The sequence below is a fragment of the Rhodococcus koreensis genome (assembly GCF_900105905.1).
In the GTDB taxonomy this organism is placed as follows: Bacteria; Actinomycetota; Actinomycetes; order Mycobacteriales; family Mycobacteriaceae; genus Rhodococcus_F; species Rhodococcus_F koreensis.
The window spans coordinates 8,367,780-8,389,928 of sequence record NZ_FNSV01000005.1; the positions used below are offsets into that span (position 1 = coordinate 8,367,780).

Consider the following 22,149-nt stretch of genomic DNA (forward strand, 5'->3'; position numbering starts at 1 on the left):
CGCTTCGACGGGGCGGGCCCTCCGCAGTCAGTCCGCGCGCACCAGTTCGAGGATCGTGATCTCCGGTGGGGCGCCCACCCGCACGGGCGGGCCCCACGCGCCGACGCCGCGGGTCGTGTACAGGACGGTGTTCCCGATGCGGTCGAGTCCCGCCACCGACGGCTGCTGCAACGGCACCAGATAATTCAGCGGCCACATCTGGCCGCCGTGCGTGTGCCCCGACAGTTGCAGGTCCACACCGAGATCCGACGCTTCCAGGGCCTGCCGCGGTTCGTGCGCGAGGAGCACGACGAACGTCGACGGATCGCGTCCCGCGAGCGCGGCGGGAAGGTCCGGTTCGTACGGCGCCGGCGACGAATAGTCGTGGATGCCCGCGATGTCGATGGCGGCGCCGCCCCGCGTGATGGTCGCGTGCTCGTTGCGCAGCGTCCGGATGCCCAGTCGGTCCCACACATCGAGCCACCGGCCACCGTCGTCGGCGAAGAACTCGTGGTTGCCGCTGACTCCGAACACCCCGAGCGGGGCGTCGAGGTCGCCGAGCGGCTGTAGGTCGGGCGCAACCTTCGCGACGGTCCCGTCGACCAGGTCGCCCGCGATCGCGACGAGATCCGGCCGCTCCGCGTTCACCAGATCGACCACACGGCGCGTGAAATCGACCCCTCGCGCCGGGCCGACGTGCAGGTCGGAGACGAGCGCCACGCGCACACCCTCGAACCCGGCGGGGAGGCGCTGCAGCGGAACCCGGACCCGCACGATCCGTGGACGAGCGGCCTCCCGCACCCCGTAGCCGGCAGCGCCGACGGCACCCACCACCACGACCGCGGTGGCGATGCGCAGACCACGTCGACGCGACAGATCGACCTGTTCGTCGCGCCCGCTGCCGCGCAGGCGAGCGAACAGCCGCGTGAACAGCGACACCAGGGCGACCAGGAGAAGTCCGAGCACCAGATAGAACATCGCACCGAGCCACACCCAGCCCACCCAGCCCGGTGGACGCGCCCACCCCGGGTCGAAGGCTTCGCCGCTGCCCACGCCGATCACGGCGAGAACCCACAAGGCGACGAGGGTCACGTCGACGACCACCGACCAGGGGCGCCCCACACCGGTGGCCCGGACCAGCCGCCGATGAAGCCACCAGGTGACGAGCGCGAGGAAGACCGCGAAGACCAGGAGTCTCGTCACGACAGCAGCTTGCTGATCGCGGTCGGCAACGCCGCTCCGTCCGAAGACGTGACCTTCTCCAGGGACCCGCCGGTGCGATCGGCGAGTGCCTGCAACGTGTTGAGGTCCGGATTCTCGCCGATCGTCACCACGTCGATGCGGACCGGCTTCGACGTGCTCGAGGCTGCGGCGATGGCGGACAACAGATCCGCGCGCGCGACGGAGTCGTCGTTGGCGCCGTCGGTGACGAGCAGCACCGAATTGGTGCGGCCCGGCGTGTATCCGTCGACCGCACTCTTGTACGCGGCCTCGAGCGACGTGTAGGTCGAGGATCCGGTGGCGGGTGTCGCCTTGGCGAGCCGGGCGTCGAGGGCCTGCCTGCGGGTGCCCTCGGTGAATCCGCCTGCAGACAGCGGACCGGTGGCGACCACGGTCGTGTACGGCCGGGACCCGTCGAGGGTGGTGCTGTACTCCCACAACCCGAGGCTCGACGAGTCCGGAGAACGATCCACCTGGCCGGCCAGCGCCGCCGTCGTGTTCGCCAGTCGCGTCGCCGTCCCCTCGCGTTCGCCCATCGAACTGGAGACGTCGAGCAGGATGGTGGACGTGCGCGGCGAGATCGGATTCCGGATCACCTGCATCAACTCGGCCGCAGCGGCGGCGTCCGCAGGAACCAGGGTGGATTCGAAGCCGGGGAAGGCCAGCGTGGTGTCGTCGGGGCGGGCGAGCCCCTCGACCCGGAAACCCGCGTCGGCCAGGACCTGCGCCTGTTCGGGTCGACGGACGAATTCCGCGAACTGCGCGGCAGCGCGGCTCTGCGTCTCGTCGACGGACGGGCCCGCCAGGACGGCCGCCGGGTGATCTGCCACGGGTGTCGGGCCTTTCGGCATCGTCGCGGTGATGTCTGCTCCGGGTGCGTCGCGCAGGGCCTGATAGACCTGCTGTTCGGTGGTCGCGACCGCATGGATGGCGGAAGAGGCGGGGTCTCCCTGCGCAGCCAGCGCGGTGAGCGCCTCCCGCGTCGTCGCGGGTTTCGTCCCCGTCGACGCCTCGTAGCCGAGCGCCAGATCGGTGAGTGCCGACGTGACGGGAACGGAACGCGCCTGCTCTTCCGTCACCGGGCCGGTGCTGCTTCCGGTGACGGCGGCAGCGACCGCTTCGACGGCCATCTCCGTACTCTCGCCGCCCGGACCGACGGGAAGAGCCAAGCCCAGGCTGCCCCAGCCCGGCAGACCGAGAGTCGCGAGGGAATCGCGGCCCGACTGCAGGGACGGCAACTCCTTCCAGCCGAGCGCCGCCGTGCCCGGCGCGTTCGCGAACGCGGTCCGGACGGCGAGGACCACCGGGCTGGTCGCCAGCGGACGTGCCTCACCGCTGATGACCCCGGTCGCCGACACCTGCTTGACGGAATGCGAGCTGGACGGAATCCACAGCGCGGGGCGGGGGCCGAATGTCGCTGCGTCCCACGGGCCGTCGGGGCCCGCGGACAGGGCGTCGCGCACGGTGTCGGACGCGACGGCAGTGACCGTCACCGACACGCACTGGTCGCGTATCACCGGGGCCGTCTCGGTGTAGCGCTCGGCGAGAGTCTGCAGCTGGGGTGCGATGTCGGGATCCGCCGCGACCGCGAGCACCGATTCGCCTTCGACGCAGGCGCCGGCGGCCGCCACTCCCTGATCGTTGATCCGGTCACGCAGTTGGAACCAGCCCAGCACGCCGAGCACGAGCACGACGACGAGACCGAGCACGATCAAAGGCCCCTTGCTGATACCCCTGGCGCGCGATTCGCCGCGATGCTGCCCCACGTGCTTTCCAGCCCCTGTTCGACGAGTTCGACGTTGACCCTCGCAGTGTAGTGATGCGCGGTGTCAACCCCCGATACGTGAGCGGCGAAGTGTGTGGGGGGACGCTTTGCCGCTCACGTGGGGGTCAGGCGTTGGCGGCTTTGTATTCGCGGCGGCGGCGGTGCAGGATCGGTTCGGTGTAGCCGGAGGGCTGGGCGGTGCCGTCGAGGATGAGTTCCTTGGCGGCCTGGAACGCGATGTTGGTGTCGAAGTCCGGGGCCAGCGGCCGATAGGTGGGGTCGTCCTGGTTCTGCCGGTCCACCACCGGCGCCATCCGTTGCAGCGAGGCCACGACCTGGTCGGCGGTGACGACGCCGTGCCGGATCCAGTTCGCCAGCAGTTGGCTGGAGATGCGGAGGGTGGCGCGGTCCTCCATCAGGGCGACGTCGTGGATGTCGGGGACCTTGGAGCAGCCGACGCCGGCGTCGATCCACCGGACCACGTACCCGAGGATGGACTGGCAGTTGTTGTCGAGTTCCTGCTGCTTCTGCTCCGCGGTCCAGTCGGTGTCCGGGGCCAGGGGGATGGTGAGGATCTGCTCGAGGGTGGCCCGCGGGGCCCCCTTCAACCGGTCCTGGACGGCGAACACGTCGACCTGGTGGTAGTGGGTGGCGTGCAGGGTGGCCCCGGTCGGCGACGGCACCCACGCGGTGTTCGCGCCGGCCTTCGGGTGGCCGATCTTCTGCTCGAGCATCTCGGCCATCAGTTCGGTCATCGCCCACATGCCCTTGCCGATCTGCGCCTTGCCCTGCAGGCCGGCGGCCAAACCGACATCGACGTTCCAGTCCTCGTAGGCGGTGATCCAGGTCTGCTGCTTCATCTCGGCCTTGCGGATCATCGGCCCGGCCTCCATCGAGGTGTGGATCTCGTCGCCGGTGCGGTCGAGGAACCCGGTGTTGATGAACACCACCCGCTCGCGGGCTTCGTGGATGCAGGCGGCGAGGTTGACGGTGGTGCGCCGCTCCTCGTCCATGATCCCCACCTTCAACGTGTTGGCGGGCAGGTTCAGGACCTGTTCGACGCGGCCGAACAGTTCGGTGGTGAACGCGACCTCGTCGGGGCCGTGCTGTTTGGGTTTGACGATGTAGATCGACCCGGTGCGGGAGTTGACCAACGGTCCCGACGCCTCCGACGTGCCGAGCCCGTGGACGGCGCAGAGGGAGGTGAGCAGGGCGTCGAGGATGCCCTCGGGGATTTCGGTGCCGTCCGGGTGCAGGATCGCCGGGGTGGTCATCAGATGCCCGACGTTGCGGACGAACAGCAGCGACCGCCCGTGCAGGGTGAGGTGCGTGCCGTCGGGGGCGGTGTAGGTGCGGTCCGGGTTCAGCCGGCGGGTGAACGCGGTGCCGCCCTTGGTCATCTCCTCGGTCAGATCACCCCGGTTGAGGCCGAGCCAGTTGCGGTAGCCGATGACCTTGTCGTCGGCGTCGACGGCGGCGACGGAGTCCTCGAAGTCCATGATGGTGGTGACCGCGGACTCGAGCACCACGTCCTTGATCCCGGCCCGGTCGGTGGACCCGATCGGGGAGGTGGGGTCGATCTGGATTTCGGCGTGCAGGCCGTGGTTGCGCAGCAGGATCGACGACGGGGTGGCCGGGTCGCCGAGGTAGCCGACGAACTTGCCCGGCTCGGCCAGCCCGGTGATCGTGCCGTCGACCAACTCCACCCGCAGGGTGTCCCCGTCGACGGTGTAGCCGGTGGCGTCGGCGTGCGAGCCCTCGGTGAGGGGGGCGGCGGTGTCGAGGAACGTGCGGGCCCAGGCGATGACCCGGTCGCCGCGGACCGTGTTGTAGGAGTCGCCCGGCTCGGCGCCGCCATCCGTGGGGATGGCGTTGGTGCCGTACAGGGCGTCGTACAGCGACCCCCAGCGGGCGTTGGAGGCGTTCAGGGCGAAGCGGGCGTTGAGGACCGGGACCACCAGCTGCGGGCCGGCGGTCGAGGTGATCTCGGCGTCCACGTTCGCCGTGGACACCGCGAACGGGGCCGGTGCCGGCACCAGGTAGCCGATCGAGGTCAGGAACTGCTGGTACTCGGCCGGGTCGGGGGTGCCGGTGTGGTCGCGGTGCCACCGGTCGATCTGCGCCTGCAGATCGTCGCGGGTGGCGAGCAGGGCCCGGTTCTTCGGCGCCAGGTCCTCGATCACCTTCACCGCACCCGACCAGAAACCGTCGACGTCGATCCCGGTCCCCGGCAACGCCTCCTCGTTCACGAAGTCGTAGAGCACCTTCGCGACCTGCAGACCGCCGACCTCAACACGCTCAGTCATGAAAAGCCTCACTGTTCCGCTATCGGAGCACCGGACGGGTGCCATGAACCGCGACCAATGTTACCCGCTGGTAAGGATGCGGTGTGGCAGATGTCCGGCGGCTTCTCGATCCGGGCGGAGGTGTGAGGTGAGCTCAGGCCTTGTCGCCGGTGGACGGCTCCAGGGACTGCGCTTCCGGCTCACCGAGCGTGTCGATCTCGGTGTCGATCCGGTGCAGATCGCCCGCGGCCTCCGCGGCGCTGAGACGCGAGCGGCGCCACGCAACCACGAGCAGTCCGGCCCACCCCGCCACGAGGGCGATGTAGCCGAGGGCGGCGGGGACGCCGGTCACGTCGAACGTCTTGAACAGCTTCTGCGCGTTGGTGATGATGATGATGCCGCCGACACCGGTGCCCAGCAGGGTCGCAGGCACCCGGCTGACGAGCCACGCGGCGACCGGTGCGGCGATGATTCCGCCGAGCGCCAGACCCGCGATGATGGGGATGTTGTCGAAGAAGTCGCTGCCGAGCCCGAAGATGAATCCGATGCTGGCCGCGGCGGACACCAGGAACTCCGACGCGCTGACCGAGCCGATGACCGTGCGCGGCGCGGTCTTGCCTCGCGAGAGCAGCGTGCTGGTGGTGATCGGCCCCCAGCCGCCGCCACCGCTCGCGTCGATGAATCCACCGAACAGTCCGAGCGGTGAGAGGAACTTCGCCGTGTGCGGTGACGTCCGCGCGTCGTTGACGGCGGGAGGACGGATCGAGAAGCGGAGGAGGACGTACACGCCGATCGCGAGCAAGATCGTAGACGTCACGGGGACGGCGGCGGCCGTCGACAACTGCGACAGCACCGTCGCGCCGAGGAACGCGCCGATGGCGCCGGGGACGCCCAGGCGGAGCACGAGGGGCCAGTCGATGTTGCGGAACCGCCAGTGCGACGCCCCGGAGGCGAGCGTCGTGCCGACCTCGGCGAAGTGCACCGCCGCGCTGGCGTGGGCGGGCCCGACGCCGCTGAACACGAGCAGGGTGGTCGCAGTCACGCCGAACGCCATGCCGAGGGCGCCGTCGACCAGCTGGGCACCCACGCCGACCAGCGTGAAAATCAAGAGCTTGAACATCGAGACTCCGACCGAGAGAGCGAACCGTCAGGGCAGCAAAGACCAGCGAGCAGGCTGGTCAGCAACATCCCTGGTCGAAGGCATGGCCTCGGCGGGAGGGCCAGAAGGGCATGAGGGCGAGCGAGGCCGCGGGGCCTGCCTGCGCGCTCGTGCCGTTCACTCGAACTCCCGTGTCTCGCGTCGTGTGCACAGCCATCCGCGCACAAGGATCGACATTAGCGGGAGGGGTGGGCGCGTGTCATCTTCACACGCGCCCACCCGTTCACAGCTTTCGCGCGGAGATCTCCATGCCCGCGTCGCGCAGCCGTGCGACCAGCACGTCGCCGAGTGCCGTCGCCGGAGTGAGGACACCTGCCGCGTCCGGGAGCGCGTCGCCGCCGAGGGCGAGACTCAACGCGGATTCGCCGAGCATCACCGCGGTGGCGCGGTAGCCGGGGTCGCCCTTCGCCTTCACCCGCGACGTGTAGTGCGCGCCCGTGGTGGTGGTCGTGTACAGGTCGACGGTGAAGTGGCCGTTGCGTTGCGCCTCCTCGCTGGGACCGTCGCCCGGTGAGGGCAGAACGCGGTCGAGGACGTACCGGGTGGGAGGGAGGGCCATGCCGGCGATCAACGCGCCGAGGCCGACCGTCACCGCACCCGCGATCACCGGCGTGATCGGGGAACTGCCGACACTCATGACCTCGCGGTACTTGAATTCCCGGCCGTACTCCCAATCGCGGAGCGCGTTGCTGCGCCGCACGACCCGCGTGTTGTAGGGGCCCATGAAGAACGGCGCCTTCCAGCCCTTGACCCCGGGCGCGATGGTCTTGCCGTCGACCACACCCATGTCGGACTGCTTGCCGAGATCCGGTTCCTTCGACCGGTCGGGGCTCAGCGAGTACGGCGAGGCCGCGAGACGGCGCGACGCCGCGTCCTTCTTGGACACGTCAACCTGGGTGCGGAGCGAATCGATCGTGCCGCCGCTGACGCCGCCGCGCAGCGACGTGACCACCAGGGTGGTGTCGGTGAGTTCACCCGCGCCGTCCTCACGGACCTTCGCGTGGAGGACGTGCACCCCGAGGTCGGACGGAATGGAGTCGAAACCGCAGGAATGGACGATCCGGGCGCCGGTCTCGCGGGCCCGTTCGTGGTTGGCGTCGATGCTCTCGCGGGCGAACAGCACCTCTCCGGTGAGGTCGACGTAGTCGGTGCCCGCCTCGGCGCAGGCCGCCGCGAGTGCGTGTCCGTATTTGGCGTAGGGGCCGACCGTCGTCGCGACCACGCGGGTGCGTCCCGCCAGGGCGGCGAGCGACGCGGCGTCGTCGGAATTCGCGACGATGAGGGGCCAGTCCGCCGCGCGCGGACCGAGCGCGGACCGCACCGCTTCCAGTTTGGCGGCCGTCCGCCCCGCGAGCGCGATCCGGACACCGTCCGGGGCGTGCTGTGCGAGATAGTCGGCGAGGAGTTTGCCGACGAAGCCGGTGGCCCCGTACACGACGAGATCCAATTCACGTGTGCTGTCTGTCATGACACGACCCTACTCGTCGGTAGGGAAGGGTGAGGTCAGAGTCCGGCGCCGCCGGGGCGGGTCGGTGTGAGGGGTGCACGGGTGCGGACCCGCAGGACGACATAACCGGCCCACGACGTGACGACGCCCAGCGCCACGAGGGTTTGGATCGCTCCCGCGGCGGATTCCGGGTAGACCACGCCGGTGAGGTAGTGGGCGATGAACCCGGACGAGGGGAGCGGGTCCTGCCCTGCGCGGACGCGGGCCCAACTCTCCAGATGCGTCAGCGGGCAGTCGATGCCGACGATCAGGCCGGTGAACCCCCAGGCAACCGCCGCCAGGTGGAGGGCGATGGTCCGCGGCCACCGCCAGGCGAGAAAACCACCGCACACGACGTAGAGGATGAAGATCAGGTGTGCGACGACCGTCGCGTCGGCGACGACTTCGTAGAAGACCACGCTCCCCATCGATGCACCCCTGACCTCCGAAGCGTCCCCCTACGCCATCGTAGGCGCGGGCTGCCGGGTCCACGGGGGAACGGGCTCGGAACGAAATCAGGCGGGGCCGCGCGCCTCTTCCTTGACCACCAGGATCGGAATATCGACCTCGAGCAGGAGGCGTTGCAGCCATCGTTCCAGGAGGAACTTGCCGACCGGGGACATGCGCCGGGTGCCCACGACGAGCAGGTCCGCGCCGCTGCTGTCGACCAGCGTGCGCAGTGCGCTCACCTGATCGCCGTCGTGTTCGCTGGTGCGCAGTTCCCACGACGACTCGCCGACCCCGCCGCTCTCGAGCGTCGCCTGGATCTCGGCGCGCAGAGCGGACCGGTCGGACTCCGCATCCTGTCCGGGGTCGTCGTCGAGGACGTGGAGGACGAGTAGCTGTTCCCGTCGTTGCACAGCCTCGCGGGCGGCGTGGACGATGGCCGCCCGGCCTTCCGGGCTGTCTCGGTGGACAACGGCTATCGCCATGAAGCGCCTCCATATTCAGGGATCGGTACCACGTCCATTATCCCCACGCCGGACAGTGCTCCGGCTGTGTCGATGCTCTCGAAACGGGGGTTTGTGTGGTGCTCGATCACCAGGGTGAGGGCTCGTAGTCCTTCAGGAAGCAGCCGTGCAGATCGACGCCCTGCTCGCCCTGGACGATGGGGTCGTAGACGCGGGCGGCGCCGTCGACGAGGTCGAGGGGGGCGTGGAAACCCTCGTCTGCCAGGCGCATCTTGGTGTAGTGCGGCCGCTCGTCGGTGATCCACCCGGTGTCCACCGCGGTCATGAGGATGCCGTCCTCGAGCATCTCCTTCGCGCTGGTGCGGGTGAGCATGTTCAGCGCGGCCTTCGCCATGTTGGTGTGCGGATGCCCGGGACCCTTGTACGCGCGGCTGAACTGGCCTTCCATCGCGGAGACGTTCACCACGTACTTGCGGCGCGCACCTGCCGCCGCCATCGCGGGCCGCAGCCGGGACACGAGGATGAACGGGGCGACCGAGTTGCACAACTGCACCTCGAGCAGCTCGATCGGGTCGACTTCCTCGACCGTCTGGACCCAGCTGTTCGAGTGCGCCAGATCGGGCAGCAGACCGCCGGCGTCGATCGCGAGACCCTGATCGATCCGATCGGGAGACGCCGACTTCGCGACCAGCGCGAGCGAACTCACCGCGTCGGGGGACAGCGCGGCGCCCGCCATCACGGACACGTCGGACAGCGACCCGGCGAGCGCCGCCGGGTGGGCGTCGCTCGTCTTGCCGAACGTCAGGACGTCGGGAAGGTCGCCGGAGGGAAGCGCACCGGATTCGGCGTCCGCCAGCGCGCTGTAGGCGCCGGGCGAGCGTCGCACCGTCTGCGCGGCATTGTTGATCAGGATGTCCAGCGGGCCCTGCGCGGCGACGGAGTCGGCGAGCGCGACGACCTGCGCCGGGTCACGCAGATCGATACCGACCACCCGCAGCCGGTGGATCCACTCGCTGCTGTCCTCCATCGCCTTGAAGCGGCGGATGGCGTCGTTGGGGAAACGGGTCGTGATGGTGGTGTGGGCGCCGTCGCGGAGCAACCGCAGCGCGATGTACATGCCGATCTTGGCGCGACCACCGGTCAGCAGCGCCCGGCGTCCGGTGAGGTCGGCGCGCGCGTCCCTCTTGGCGCGGCTCTTCGTCGCGCACTCGGGGCACAACTGGTGGTAGAACGCATCGACCCGGGTGTAGCGCTGCTTGCAGATGTAGCACGGGCGGGGCCGGATCAGGGTGCCCGCGGACGCGCCGTCGGCGTTCGACGTCAGCAGGATGCCCGCGGTCTCGTCGTCGATCCGGTCGGGGGAACCCGTCGCGGTGGCGGCGACGATCTTACGGTCGGCCTCGGAGACGGCGTCGCGGGCCGCGATCCGCCTGCGCTTCTTCAACTTCTTGAAAAGGTGACCGACAGCACGCTGGACCGTGACGGAATCGGGATCCGCGTCGTCGAGGTCTGCCGCCAGATCGAGAACTTTCAGGCAGATCTCGAGATCCGCCGGATCGATCGTCGTCGTTGTTTCACCCATCGAACTTCGCCCTCTCACGAAGAAAGCCCCGGTTCAGTGAACCGGGGCCTTTTCGTCTGTCTCAACTCAGAGTGTCCGAGGGGGGACTTGAACCCCCACGTCCGTTAATAGGACACTAGCACCTCAAGCTAGCGCGTCTGCCATTCCGCCACTCGGACTTGCCTGCCCCCATTTCCTGGGTGCTGCAAAAGATTAACCGATGAACCGCCACGGCCCAAATCGCCCCTCTCACCTGAGCGTTTCCGCCTGCCCGATGGTAGGAAAGTGGAGTGCCAACTACACAGGAAACCCCAGGCCAGGGTCGCGCCGAAGCCGAAGTCGTGAATCTCGTCAGTTCACTGATCCGCTTCGACACGTCCAACACCGGAGAGCTCGCGACGACGAAGGGCGAGCGCGAGTGTGCGGAGTGGGTGGCGTCCCAGCTGCAGGAAGTGGGCTATGAGACCGAATACGTGGAGTCGGGCGCACCGGGTCGCGGCAACGTGTTCGCGCGGCTGAAGGGTTCGGACCCCGACCGCGGCGCGCTGTTGCTGCACGGTCACCTCGACGTCGTACCCGCCGAACCGGCCGATTGGCGCGTCCACCCGTTCTCCGGAGCCGTCGAGGACGGGTACGTGTGGGGTCGCGGCGCCGTCGACATGAAGGACATGGTCGGGATGATCCTGGCGGTCGCCCGCCAGTTCAAGGCGGAGGGCATCGTTCCGCCCCGCGACCTCGTGTTCGCGTTCGTCGCCGACGAGGAGGCCGGTGGCAAGTACGGCTGCCAGTGGCTGGTCGAGAATCGTCCCGATCTGTTCGAGGGGGTTACGGAGGCCGTCGGCGAGGTCGGCGGCTTCTCCCTGACCGTTGCCCGCCCGGACGGCACGGACCGCAGGCTCTATCTCGTCGAGACGGCGGAGAAGGGTCTCGGATGGATGCGGCTGACCGCGAAGGGCCGGGCCGGACACGGTTCGTTCCTGCACGGCGACAACGCCGTCACCATCCTGGCGCAGGCGGTCGCCCGGCTGGGGGCACACACGTTCCCGCTGGTCATCTCCGATTCGGTGGCCGAATTTCTGGAAGCGGCAGGCGAGGAGACCGGACTCGACTTCGACCCGACGTCGCCCGACCTCGACGGCACCCTCGCGAAACTCGGCTCCATCGCCAACATCCTCGGTGCCACGCTCCGTGACACCGCGAACCCGACCATGCTGTCCGCCGGCTACAAGGCCAACGTCATCCCGCAGACCGCGGAGGCCGTCGTCGACTGCCGGATCCTGCCCGGCAGGCAGGCCGAGTTCGAGGCGACGATCGACGAACTCATCGGACCGGACGTCCAGCGCGAATGGATCACGAAGCTCGACTCCTACGAGACCACCTTCGACGGGCATCTGGTCGACGCCATGAACGACGCCATCCTTGCCCACGACCCCGGCGCCCGCACCGTGCCGTACATGCTGTCGGGCGGAACCGACGCCAAGGCGTTCGCGAAGCTCGGCATCCGGTGCTTCGGATTCGCACCGCTGCAGTTGCCTGCGGACCTGGATTTCGGTGCGCTGTTCCACGGCGTCGACGAACGGGTACCCGTGGACGCACTACTGTTCGGTACACGCGTGCTGGAACATTTTCTGCTCCACAGCTGATCGAAAACCGATACGCGACAAGAGAGGAACCGCATGTCACACGATCCGTACGAGGCACTTCCCGACCTGCCGAGTTTCGAGCTGACCTCCACCGACGTCACCGACGGGCAGCCGCTGAACAAGGAACAGGTCAGCGGAATCTTCGGCGCCGGCGGCCACGACAACTCACCGCAGCTGTCGTGGTCGGGGTTCCCCGCCGAGACCAAGAGCTTCGCGGTGACGGTGTACGACCCCGACGCGCCGACGGTGTCCGGGTTCTGGCACTGGGCGGTCGCGAACATCCCGGCCGACACGACCACGCTGGTGAGCGGCGCAGGCGACGACGAGGGAACCGGGCTCCCGACCGGTGCGATCACGCTGAAGAACGACGCCGGACTGAGTCGTTTCCTCGGCGCCGCCCCGCCGGCAGGTCACGGGCCGCACCGCTACATCATCGTGGTCCACGCGGTCGACGTGGAGACCCTCGACGGCGTCACGGCCGAGTCGACGCCCGCGTTCCTGGGGTTCAACCTGTTCTCCCACGCGATCGCCCGCGCGAAGATCCAGGGGACGTACGAGCAGTAACTCCGGTGTTTCGGAAACACCGGTGGCCGGCGAATCCTCGGGATTCTCCGGCCACCGGTCTCGGCGCGGGTTGCGTCAGCGCACGGCGCCGGCGCCGACCGCATCGGCGATCGAGGAGTAGCCGGCCTCGCGCACCTTCCGGGCCAGGCCCTTGTGGATGCGGCGAGCCCAGAACGGGCCGCCGTAGATGAAGCCGGTGTACCCCTGCACGAGGGACGCCCCGGCCAGGATGCGTTCCCACGCCTGGTCGAGCGTCTCGATGCCGCCGACGGAGATCAGCACCAGGCGATCCCCGACCCGCGCGTGCAGGCGGTTCAGGACCTCGAGGGATCGTTCGGCGACCGGAGGGCCGGACAACCCGCCCGCGCCGATCGCCGTCACCTCGTCGTCCGGGGTGTTCAGGCCGTCTCGCCGGATGGTGGTGTTGGTCGCGACGATGCCGGCGAGGCCGAGTTCGAGGGCGAGATCCGCGACCGCGTCGACGTCGTCGTCGGACAGGTCCGGGGCGATCTTCACCAGCACGGGCACGGTCACGGTGTCGAGTACCGCACGCAGCAGCGGCCGGAGGGATTCGACGGCCTGCAGGTCGCGCAGTCCCGGGGTGTTCGGTGAGCTGACGTTGACCACCATGAAATCGGCGAGCGGGCCGAGCAGTTGCGCGCTCGCCGTGTAATCGGCAGGGGCGTCCGCGGCATTCACGATTTTGGTCTTGCCGATGTTCGCGCCGATCGGGACGCCGGCCCGGCGCTGACGCAGGTGATTGGCCGCGTTGCCTGCGCCGTGGTTGTTGAACCCCATCCGGTTGATCAGCGCACGGTCCGCGGGCAGCCGGAACAGGCGGGGAGCCGGGTTGCCCGGCTGCGCCTGGGCGGTGACGGTGCCCACTTCGGCGAACCCGAATCCGAGAGGACCCCAAGCGTCGACACCGGTGGCGTCCTTGTCGAACCCGGCGGCCAGCCCGAGCGGCGCCGGGAAGTCGAGTCCGAACACGGTGTTCCGCAGTATCGGATCGTCCACCACGAGAACCCTGGCGACGAGTTGGCGCAGCGGCGAGAACCGCGTGACCAGGCGCATCGCAGCGAAGGCCAGGTGATGAATGCGCTCCGGAGGAAGGCAGAACATCACCCGTAAGAGCAGGTGGTACAAGGAGGTCTCCCTAGATTGCGGGGTCGGGGACATGGTGAGCGGTCTTCCTTCGTTTGAGCAGAACTCGGCGGCTTCCGTCGGAGTACAGACGGACCCGCGACAGCTCCCAGCCGCCGAATTCCGCCTGGATGGCCAAGCGCATCGATGCGCTGACGCGGGTGACGTCGGGCGGCAGCCGAAGCGGCACGTACTCGTAGTCCTCGGATTCGATCTCCCACCCGGAGGGGAGTCGACGTGAATGCGATGCCATCTACGAACTCCTCGTCGGGATCTGCTGCAAGCCGTCTCCCGTCGCGGAACCGATCAGGAGGTCACCGTTCACGGTATCCACACTGACAGAGTTCGGCTGCCGGACGGTGGGATACCGGGCCGTTTCCACGCCGACACCGCTGGACAGGTCGAATCCGACCACCTCGTTGGTTCCGGTCAGCGTGACCCACGCCCGGTCGGCGGAGTCGTCGTAGGCGACGGCGTACGGCGCAAGTCCGGCTGGGAACCGCTGACGGAGCATCAGTGTGTCAGTGGTGTAGGCGAGCAGTTCGTCGCCGGTGGTGTCGGTGACGAGGATGCGCCCGTAGTGGTCGGTGGTGAGTTGCGTCGCACCTTCACCGGCGCGCAGCGCGACGCCGAGCGCGGAACCCGGGACGTCGACGGCGGTGACGGACGTCTGACCGCGGTCGAGGGCGGTCAGCGAGTCGCCGACGACGGCCAGCCCGTCGACGGAGGTGAGGCCGTCGATCACCTGTGACTCGTTCGTCTCGGTGTTCACGATGTGAATCTCGCCATTGCCCAGGCCCATCGCCAGCCGGCCGTCGGGCAACTGCGCGACCGAACGGACGTCGCCGTCGGCGGGGACCAACGTCACCTCGCCCGTGCGCAGGTCGAGCCGTCCTACCTGCGTGTTCATCGCGAGAAGGGCCACGCCGCCGGGAGCGAGGGAGACCTGGGCGACGGCCCCGTCGAGCGGAATCGTGCGCGGAGCCGCCGTGAAATCGCCGGCCGGGAACAGCAGGATCTCGTTGCCTTCGCCGCCGAGGACGACGGTCGTGCGGGTCTCGGGGTCGAAGGTGGTCGAATCGATCGGCACGCCGACGGGGTGGACGACACCCGCGGGCGCGGTGCTCTGCGCCGGGGACTGCGCGGCAGTCGCGGGCGCGATCGTGATCGCCTGATCCTCGTCGGAGTTCGACGAACAACCCGTGACCAGTAGAAATGCCGCTCCGATACACGAGGCGACGACGCGCGCTCCCGGTCTACCCATGTGCTGCTCCTCGGGGTTCTCTCAACGACCTACACCTGCACAACTGTCCACTAGCATCCCTGATCCGCGAAACGCCCACGAATTCGGTCGGTGCCGAGCGGGTGCCGAGGCGATACCGTGAGAAACATCGACCCCGCGCCCGGTGGTTTCCCGACCGCCGGCCCAGGTCATCGAGGAGCAGACCGTGGAAACACCCGAAACGCCGACGTTCACCGTCGAAGACATCTCGGTCGGACCGCACGCGCACGGCTTCGGCCGGACCGCCGAAGGCAACTCCTACGCATTCCGCGTGCGCAAGAGCACGATGCACGTCGAGGTCTACCGCGCCGACGTGGAAACCGAGGTCCCGGACCCGGACGACATCGTGGCGTCGGCGCGGCGCTCGGTCCGGGAGATCGACCTGACCGACGAGCGCAGCATCGTCGCCGTCGTGCGGGACGCCGTGTCCGATCCCGATTCCCTGGTGGTGGGGACGGAGGACGGCATCACCGTGCGTGCGGTCCTCAGCCGCCTGGGCGCGGTCATCGACGGACTGTGACCGCCGGCCGCTAGCGGTGGTCGCGGCGGGGGAGGACGAGGGTCGCGCCGGTCACCGGGTGCGCGATGACCTCGACGGGGTGCCCGTACACCCGGGTCAGCAGGTCCTCGGACAGGACGTCGCGGGGAGGCCCGTCGGCCGCGACGCGGCCCTGCTCGAGGACCACGATCCGGTCCGCGTACGCGGCGGCGAGTGCGAGGTCGTGGAGCACGACCACCACCGCGGTGCCCCGTTCCGCGCGGGAGCGGGCGAGACGCATCACCGTCTCCTGATGGCCGAGGTCGAGGGCGGCGGTGGGCTCGTCCAGCAGGATCGTCTCGGTCCGCTGCGCCAGCACCCGGGCCAGCGCCACGCGGGCGCGTTCGCCACCCGACAGCGCGGTGAACGGCCGGTCGGCGAACGCCACCACGTCGCAGATCCGCATGGCCTCGGCGATCGCGGCGGCGTCGTCGTCGGTGCGGGGTGTGCGCGCCCACGGGGACCGGCCCATCGTGATCACCTGACGTGCGGTGAACGAGAATCCGACCGTGTTCTGCTGGGGGAGGACCGCCCGTCGCTGGGCCATCTCGAGCGCCGTCCACTCGCCGAGGTCCCGGTCGTCGAGGTGCACGCTGCCCGCGTGGACGTCCTGATCACCCGACAGCGCCGCGAGAAGCGTCGACTTGCCCGCCCCGTTGGGGCCGACGAGAACGAGGACCTCCCCGATCCGCACGTCCACGGACACGTCGTCGAGGACGGGTCTGCCGCCGCGGGTGACGGCGATGCCGTCCGCGCGCAGCGTCACGGCCCCCGAGGGTCGCGGCGGGGGCACCGGATCGGTCCGCCGGAACAGGTTCTGCTCGAGGGCCTCGCCGACGCGGGTGCGGAACGACGGATTCATGCCCATCCGCCCTGACTGGCCCGGGTGCGGCGCAGCAACCAGAAGAAGAAGGGCCCGCCGACGAGGGCCGTGAGCATGCCGAGGGGGAGGTCCGCGTTGGCCACGAGCGACCGGGCGCCCAGGTCGGCGAGCAGCAGCACGAGGGAACCGCACAGCGCGCTCGCCGGAATCAGGGCTCGGTGGCCCGGACCGACGGCGATCCGCATCAGGTGCGGGACCACCAGCCCGACGAACAGGATGATGCCGGTGAAGGCCACGCTGGACGAGACGAGCAGGGCGACGATCAGCACCGCGATCTGACGCAGCCGTTCGACGTCGAGGCCGAGGTGACGTGCCGCGTTCTCGCCGAGCGAGAGCAGGTCGAGTTTCCCGGCGATCGTCATCGTGGCGGCGATCCCGGCGACCGTCATCGGCGCCACCACCGCGACCGCGCTCCAGGTGGCCCCGTTGAGGCTGCCCAGTTGCCAGAAGACGATCTGATCGCGCGCCGCAGGGGACGCGACGAACGTGAAGAAGGCGATGAGTCCGCCGGCGAACGCGTTGACCGCGACACCGGTCAGGACGAGGGTGACGACCTCGGTGCGGCCCTCGTGCCGGGCGAGGAGATACACGGCGACGGTCGTGACCAGTCCGGCGACGAAGGCGGCCGCGGCCACCGTCCACCCGGCCGCGAACGCGCCGCCGACGACGATCGCGGCGCTGGCGCCGACCGCGGCGCCCGCGGACACCCCGATGACGCCGGGTTCGGCGAGCGGGTTGGCGAACACACCCTGCAGCAGCGCTCCCGCGCATCCCAGTGCCGCCCCGACCAGGATCGCGAGGATCACGCGGGGGAACCGGACCTCCCACAGCGTCACTTCACCGCTGGGGTGCGCGGGCATCGGCCCGAGATCCAGTCCGACGCGGTGCAGGATGCTTCCGACGACCTCCCCGGGGCCGGTCGGCACCTGACCGATGCAGGCCGAGAACACGGCGGCGACGGCGAGGGCGATCAGCAGACCGCCGAGAACGGCACCGGTCCGGGTGCGTGACGAGGGCTTACCAGGAGCGTCGAGGTCTTCGACCGTCATGGAGTGGCGGCCGGGTAGACGGCGTCGGCCAGAGCGCCGAGGACGCGACCGGTGTTGGGGCCGAAGCTCAACAGCACCCCGTCCTGCATGTCCACGACCCGCTGGTTCCTGCCCGCCGGTGTCTGCGCCACCCCGGGGACCTTCTCCAGGCCCTCGATCCCGCCGATCGATTCGAGTCCACCGGTCATCATGAGAAGCACGTCGGGGGCGGCGGCGATCAGTGCCTCGCTGGTGATCGGGGCGAACTGCTGGGTGATCCCCGAGGCGGTACCGGCGTCGACGGCGCCGAGCGCGTCGATCAGGGAGTCGGCCCCCGATCCCGGGCCGCCGATCATGGTGATCGCGGTGCCGCGCAGATAGAGGAACGCGATCTTCAGCGGATTCTCGCCCTGGGGCGCGCGACTGCGGGCCGCCGCGATCTCGCTCTCCGTGCGGGCCGCGAGTTCCCGGCCCTGCTCCGGCACCCCGAGCGCATCCGCCACCGCGGTGATCTGGCCGGGCACGCCGTCGAGGGTGCGCGTCGGATCGAAATAGACCACCGGCACCCCGGCGGCCCGCAGCTGATCCTGCACCGCCTGCGGTCCGATGCTGGTGTCGGTGAGGATCACCGTCGGCGCCAGGTCGAGGATGGCCTCGGCATTGAGGGACTGCCCACCCGGTGTGACCACCGGCACGTCCTGCGCGGCCGGGAACTCGGACGCGATGTCCCGGCCCACCACGTTGTCGCCGAGCCCGAGCGCGAACACCGTCTCGGTGAGCGTTCCGTAGCGGTCCGCGGTCACGATCCGGCTCGCGTCCGTGATCGTCACGTCCACCCCGTCGAAACTGCGGACCGTGACGGGCAGCGCCGGTGTCGCCGGGGACGCGAGAGGCTCCGGATTCAGGTCGTCGAGGACCGCCGTGCGCGCGCCGCCGGTACCGCCCGCGCTGTCGCCGGTACCGGAACTGCACGCCGACACGGCCACCGCGGCCACCAGGAGCAGGACGAGAACGGCGAACAGCGACCTGTCTGCGCGGGTACGGGACACCAGCCTCATCGTGCGCGATACCGGTCGATGCCGGCTTCGAGGTCGGCGAAGAGGGCGCCGTTGAGGCGGTAGGCGAGGTTGACCTCGTCGATCACGCGCTGCTGGTCCTCCGGAGACAGCGGCGCCGCGTCGAGTGTCGCGCGGTAGGTATCCTTGAACACCTTCGGTTTCGGGATCTCGTCGAAGGTGTAGAACTGCAGGCCCTCGGTGCTGTACCCGTAGGCGCGCTCGAGCATGCGCCGGATGATCTGCCCGCCCGACAGGTCGCCCATGTACCGGATGTAGTGGTGCGCAACGAAACCGGCGGGCCATTCGTACGCCACCTCGCGGAGCCGTTCCACGTACCGGGTGGTGGCGGGCAGCGCGGAGACGGTGTCCCGCCACGACGGCCCGCGCAGGAACTCGAGATCCGCTTCCAGCGACGGAACCCGCAACAGCTCGTCGTGGAGAAACGGCGACACGACGGGGCTGCCGGTGTGGGCGCGTCCGGCGTCCTCGAGTTCGCGGTAGACGAGGTACGTCTGCGCGAGCAGTTCGGCGTAGCCGTCCGAGGTGAGCTCACCGGCGAGCAGGGCCCCGACGAAGCGGGACTGCTCGGTCTCCCGGTGAGCGGCGTCCGTGCCCGCCTTGATGCGCTCGGCGAAGCCGACGGTTCCGCGGTCGGCCGCGTCGGCCTCGTTCAGCGTGGTCATGGACTCTCCTGCGGATCTACGGACGTCGGCCGGTGAGCACCAGGTTAGCCTGCCCTGCACGTGAACTGCAGGTGCACGTCCGCCTGCCCCGCCCGCGCTACGCGCTGACGTCGTCGAGCGCGGCCGCGATCGCTGCGGGCAATTCCAGCTCCTCGGCGACGAGCACTCCGGTCAGCTGGGCGATGTCCCTGGCCCCGACGACCGCGCTCGCGACCCCGGGACGGTCGCGTGCCCAGGCGAGTGCGACCGCCAGCGGGGACGTGCCGAGACCGTCGGCTGCGGTCACGACCGCGTCCACCACCCGCACGGACGAGTCGGTGAGGTAACTCTGGACGTCCTGCGCGTGCGCTTCGTCGGCCCCGCGCGAATCGACGGGGATGCCGTTGCGGTATTTGCCGGTGAGCACCCCGCGGGCCAGCGGCACGGCCGCGAACATCCCGACGCCGTGATGGGCGGCTGCCGGAACGAGCTCTTCCTCGACGCCCCGGGCGAGGAGCGAGTACTCCACCTGCGTGGCGACGAGCGTGGTGCCCCGGGACGCGCCTGCCGCGGTCGCCAGCTGCCAGCCCAGGTAGCCCCTCGCCCCGACGTACCGGACCCGGCCGCTGGACACCGCGAAATCGAGTGTGGCGGCGACCTCGTCGACCGGCGTGAACGGATCCCACGTGGCGACCTGCCACATGTCCAGGTAGTCGGTGCCGAGCTCGCGCAGGGTCGCGTCGAGCTGGGCGACGAGTCCCCGTCGCGAGCAGTCGATTCGCGAGGGTCCCGCCGGGTTGATGCCCGAACTCGAGCTCAGGACGAGTTCCGTGCGCGGCACCACGTCGTCGAGCAGTTCCGCCAGGATCCGCTGCGCCGCACCGTCGCCGTATGCGGGGGAGGTGTCGACGAGGGTTCCGCCCGCATCGACGAACGCCGCGATCTGCGCGGCGGCTTCGTCGCCGTCGGTGTCCCGACCCCAGGTGAGCGTGCCCAGGCCGAGACGTGACACTCGCAACCCGCTTGCTCCGACCGATCTCTGTTCCATAACCGCCTGCGTCTCGTACCGTAGCTGCAACCCGGGCATCCCCCGAAGATGCTGGTGCCCCCGGGACCGGCCACCACAGGAGCAGAGTAGTGGGGTATCGCGTGGCAGGGGTCCTGCCACGCCGGATTCTGCCGGAGGTCACCCCCACCGGTACCGTGGCGCCGGTGAATTACGAACGCGACATGGGAAATTGGCGTCAGAGCGGCACATTCGGCCTCGGGACCGGTGAGTGATGGGCGAGGCGATGACCTGGCTCCAGGCGATTGTCCTCGGTGCCGTCCAGGGATTGACCGAGTTCCTGCCCATCTCCTCGTCGGGCCATCTCCGGATCGTGTCGGAGGTCTTCTTCGGTGACGACGCCGGTGCCTCGTTCACCGCCGTCACCCAGCTCGGCACCGAGGCCGCGGTGCTCATCTACTTCGCCCGGGACATCGGACGGATTATCGCCGGCTGGTTCCGGGGACTGTTTCATGCCGAGCATCGCAGTGACCTCGATTACCGGATGGGCTGGTATGTGATCATCGGCACGATTCCGGTGGGTGTGCTCGGGTTCCTGTTCAAGGACCAGATCCGCACCGGAGCCCGCAACCTGTGGCTGATCGCCACCATGCTGATCGTGTTCGCGTTCGTCATCGCGGCGGCCGAGTACTACGGGCGGAAGGTGCGTCCCGTCGAGGACCTGCGCGCCAAGGACGGCATCATCATGGGCTCGGCCCAGGCGCTCGCCCTGATCCCGGGAGTCTCGCGGTCGGGCGGCACGATCAGCGCCGGCCTCTTCCTCGGACTCACCCGCGAAGCCGCGGCCCGCTATTCGTTCCTCCTCGCCATCCCCGCGGTCGTCGCATCCGGGCTGTTCAGCCTGCCGGACGCATTCGAACCGGCCGGTGAGGGTCTCAACGCGAGCGGTCCGCAGCTCCTCGTCGCGACCGCGATCGCCTTCGCCATCGGTTACGCGTCGATCGCGTGGCTGCTGCGTTTCGTCGTCGACCACTCCATGTACTGGTTCGTCGGCTACCGCATAATCCTCGGCGTCATCGTCCTGTCGCTTCTCGCGACCGGCGTCGTGTCGGCCACCTGAGATCGGGCGGTCGGGGAGTGCGCGACACTAGGCTGGGCCAATGACAGTTGTGCTGCTGCGCCACGGGCGGTCGACCTCGAACACTGCACACACGCTCGCCGGCCGGTCACCGGGAGTCGAACTCGACGACCGCGGCCGCGAGCAGGCGCAGGCGATCGTGGCCCGGCTCGCCGACGTGGTGATCGAGGAGATCGTGCACTCACCGCTTCTGCGGTGCGAGCAGACGGTGGCACCGCTCGCCCGAGCACGGGGCCTGACCCCGGTGGTGGAACATCGGCTGGTCGAGGTCGACTACGGCGAGTGGACGGGTCGCGAGCTGAAGGTCCTGCTCGAGGAGCCGCTGTGGAAGATCGTGCAGCAGCACGCGTCCGCCGCCGTGTTCCCCGGCGGAGAAGGGCTCGCCCAGGTCCAGGCGCGGGCCGTCGCCGCGGTCCGGGAGCACGACGCCCGGCTCGCGGAACTCCACGGCCGCGACGTCGTGTGGGTGGCCTGCTCGCACGGTGACGTCATCAAGTCGGTCCTCGCGGACGCCCTCGGCGCGCACCTCGACGGATTCCAGCGGATCGTCGCGGAACCCGCCTCCATCAGCGTCGTCCGGTACACCTCCACCCGCCCCTACGTGCTGAAGATGAACGACACCGGGGCCGATCTGTCGGGGGTGAACGTGCCACCGGCGTCGGGAGACGGCGCCCGGGCCGAAGTATCCGGATCGGTGCCGGGCGGGGAGGTCCGGTTGTGATGATTGGGCGGACACCGCCGGTAACGATTGACGGATAATGAACGCAGCATGCTGCGAGGAACAGTCCGAGACGGAACAACGAGTGGGCAGCGCCGCAGTAGGGCCCGGCTCCAGCT

At 69.4% G+C, this 22,149-nt stretch carries 21 protein-coding genes and 1 tRNA gene; 5 read left to right on the top strand and 17 right to left on the bottom strand.

The window, feature by feature from the left end; genetic code table 11:
- Positions 1-27: 27 nt before the first annotated feature.
- The 9 genes from BLV94_RS42775 to BLV94_RS42815 form a co-directional block, all read right to left on the bottom strand.
- Positions 28-1,182 (bottom strand): metallophosphoesterase, encoded by a 1,155-nt coding sequence (locus tag BLV94_RS42775; protein WP_072941828.1) that lies wholly within the window; start codon positions 1,180-1,182, stop codon positions 28-30.
- Positions 1,179-2,966 (bottom strand): substrate-binding domain-containing protein, encoded by a 1,788-nt coding sequence (locus BLV94_RS42780; RefSeq protein WP_072941825.1) that lies wholly within the window; start codon positions 2,964-2,966, stop codon positions 1,179-1,181. Before BLV94_RS42780 ends, BLV94_RS42775 begins: the two co-directional genes overlap by 4 nt.
- A gap of 124 nt (positions 2,967-3,090) precedes the next feature.
- A complete protein-coding gene (locus BLV94_RS42785; RefSeq protein WP_072941822.1) occupies positions 3,091-5,271 on the bottom strand; it encodes a malate synthase G in 2,181 nt (726 codons plus the stop codon).
- Between the two features lie 133 nt (positions 5,272-5,404).
- Positions 5,405-6,370, bottom strand: coding sequence for a sulfite exporter TauE/SafE family protein (locus tag BLV94_RS42790; protein ID WP_072941819.1), 966 nt, complete (start codon positions 6,368-6,370; stop codon positions 5,405-5,407).
- Positions 6,371-6,632: 262 nt separating this feature from the next.
- Complete coding sequence (locus BLV94_RS42795) at positions 6,633-7,877, bottom strand: saccharopine dehydrogenase family protein (RefSeq protein ID WP_072941816.1); 1,245 nt, start codon at positions 7,875-7,877, stop codon at positions 6,633-6,635.
- A 35-nt stretch (positions 7,878-7,912) separates the two neighbouring features.
- Positions 7,913-8,323, bottom strand: a complete 411-nt coding sequence (locus BLV94_RS42800) for a DUF2784 domain-containing protein (RefSeq protein WP_072941814.1) — start codon at positions 8,321-8,323, stop codon at positions 7,913-7,915.
- 87 nt (positions 8,324-8,410) lie between these two features.
- A complete protein-coding gene (locus BLV94_RS42805; protein ID WP_072941812.1) occupies positions 8,411-8,827 on the bottom strand; it encodes a universal stress protein in 417 nt (138 codons plus the stop codon).
- 106 nt (positions 8,828-8,933) lie between these two features.
- Positions 8,934-10,388, bottom strand: a complete 1,455-nt coding sequence (locus tag BLV94_RS42810; protein WP_072941810.1) for an SDR family oxidoreductase — start codon at positions 10,386-10,388, stop codon at positions 8,934-8,936.
- Positions 10,389-10,460: 72 nt separating this feature from the next.
- A tRNA-Leu gene (locus BLV94_RS42815) sits at positions 10,461-10,546 on the bottom strand.
- Between the two features lie 111 nt (positions 10,547-10,657).
- On the opposite strand from BLV94_RS42815, the gene BLV94_RS42820 reads away from it, so the two are divergent.
- Together BLV94_RS42820 and BLV94_RS42825 are read left to right on the top strand one after the other, a co-directional pair.
- The gene (locus tag BLV94_RS42820) at positions 10,658-12,010 is read left to right on the top strand and encodes a M20/M25/M40 family metallo-hydrolase (RefSeq protein WP_072941807.1); all 1,353 of its coding nucleotides are present in this window, start codon (positions 10,658-10,660) and stop codon (positions 12,008-12,010) included.
- Between the two features lie 33 nt (positions 12,011-12,043).
- Complete coding sequence (locus tag BLV94_RS42825) at positions 12,044-12,574, top strand: YbhB/YbcL family Raf kinase inhibitor-like protein (protein ID WP_072941804.1); 531 nt, start codon at positions 12,044-12,046, stop codon at positions 12,572-12,574.
- A 75-nt stretch (positions 12,575-12,649) separates the two neighbouring features.
- Here the strand turns inward: BLV94_RS42825 and BLV94_RS42830 are convergent, their stop codons facing one another.
- The 3 genes from BLV94_RS42830 to BLV94_RS42840 are packed head-to-tail and all read right to left on the bottom strand — an operon-like array spanning position 12,650 to position 14,981.
- Positions 12,650-13,720, bottom strand: coding sequence for a quinone-dependent dihydroorotate dehydrogenase (locus tag BLV94_RS42830; protein ID WP_072941802.1), 1,071 nt, complete (start codon positions 13,718-13,720; stop codon positions 12,650-12,652).
- Between the two features lie 10 nt (positions 13,721-13,730).
- Positions 13,731-13,970, bottom strand: a complete 240-nt coding sequence (locus BLV94_RS42835; RefSeq protein ID WP_072941800.1) for a DUF5703 family protein — start codon at positions 13,968-13,970, stop codon at positions 13,731-13,733.
- Positions 13,971-14,981: an NHL repeat-containing protein gene (locus BLV94_RS42840; RefSeq protein WP_072941797.1), complete on the bottom strand. Its 1,011-nt coding sequence runs from the start codon at positions 14,979-14,981 to the stop codon at positions 13,971-13,973.
- Between the two features lie 184 nt (positions 14,982-15,165).
- Here BLV94_RS42840 and BLV94_RS42845 point away from each other — a divergent pair, with 184 nt between their 5' ends.
- Positions 15,166-15,519, top strand: a complete 354-nt coding sequence (locus BLV94_RS42845) for a hypothetical protein (protein WP_072941965.1) — start codon at positions 15,166-15,168, stop codon at positions 15,517-15,519.
- A gap of 10 nt (positions 15,520-15,529) precedes the next feature.
- Here the strand turns inward: BLV94_RS42845 and BLV94_RS42850 are convergent, their stop codons facing one another.
- The 5 genes from BLV94_RS42850 to BLV94_RS42870 form a co-directional block, all read right to left on the bottom strand.
- On the bottom strand, positions 15,530-16,399 hold the full coding sequence (locus tag BLV94_RS42850; RefSeq protein ID WP_072941963.1) for a heme ABC transporter ATP-binding protein: 870 nt from the start codon (positions 16,397-16,399) through the stop codon (positions 15,530-15,532).
- The gene (locus tag BLV94_RS42855; RefSeq protein WP_072941795.1) at positions 16,396-17,469 is read right to left on the bottom strand and encodes a FecCD family ABC transporter permease; all 1,074 of its coding nucleotides are present in this window, start codon (positions 17,467-17,469) and stop codon (positions 16,396-16,398) included. Before BLV94_RS42855 ends, BLV94_RS42850 begins: the two co-directional genes overlap by 4 nt.
- Positions 17,466-18,506 carry a heme/hemin ABC transporter substrate-binding protein gene (locus tag BLV94_RS42860; RefSeq protein WP_072941792.1) on the bottom strand — a complete coding sequence of 347 codons (1,041 nt, stop codon included), beginning with the start codon at positions 18,504-18,506 and terminating at the stop codon, positions 17,466-17,468. The genes BLV94_RS42855 and BLV94_RS42860 overlap by 4 nt, the downstream gene beginning before the upstream one ends.
- Positions 18,503-19,189 carry a biliverdin-producing heme oxygenase gene (locus BLV94_RS42865; RefSeq protein WP_072941791.1) on the bottom strand — a complete coding sequence of 229 codons (687 nt, stop codon included), beginning with the start codon at positions 19,187-19,189 and terminating at the stop codon, positions 18,503-18,505. The genes BLV94_RS42860 and BLV94_RS42865 overlap by 4 nt, the downstream gene beginning before the upstream one ends.
- Before the next feature lie 97 nt (positions 19,190-19,286).
- Positions 19,287-20,216, bottom strand: a complete 930-nt coding sequence (locus tag BLV94_RS42870; RefSeq protein WP_072941788.1) for an aldo/keto reductase — start codon at positions 20,214-20,216, stop codon at positions 19,287-19,289.
- A 232-nt stretch (positions 20,217-20,448) separates the two neighbouring features.
- Here BLV94_RS42870 and BLV94_RS42875 point away from each other — a divergent pair, with 232 nt between their 5' ends.
- Positions 20,449-21,294, top strand: a complete 846-nt coding sequence (locus BLV94_RS42875; protein ID WP_072941787.1) for an undecaprenyl-diphosphate phosphatase — start codon at positions 20,449-20,451, stop codon at positions 21,292-21,294.
- A 40-nt stretch (positions 21,295-21,334) separates the two neighbouring features.
- On the top strand, positions 21,335-22,033 hold the full coding sequence (locus BLV94_RS42880) for a histidine phosphatase family protein (protein WP_072941784.1): 699 nt from the start codon (positions 21,335-21,337) through the stop codon (positions 22,031-22,033).
- Positions 22,034-22,149 lie beyond the last annotated feature (116 nt).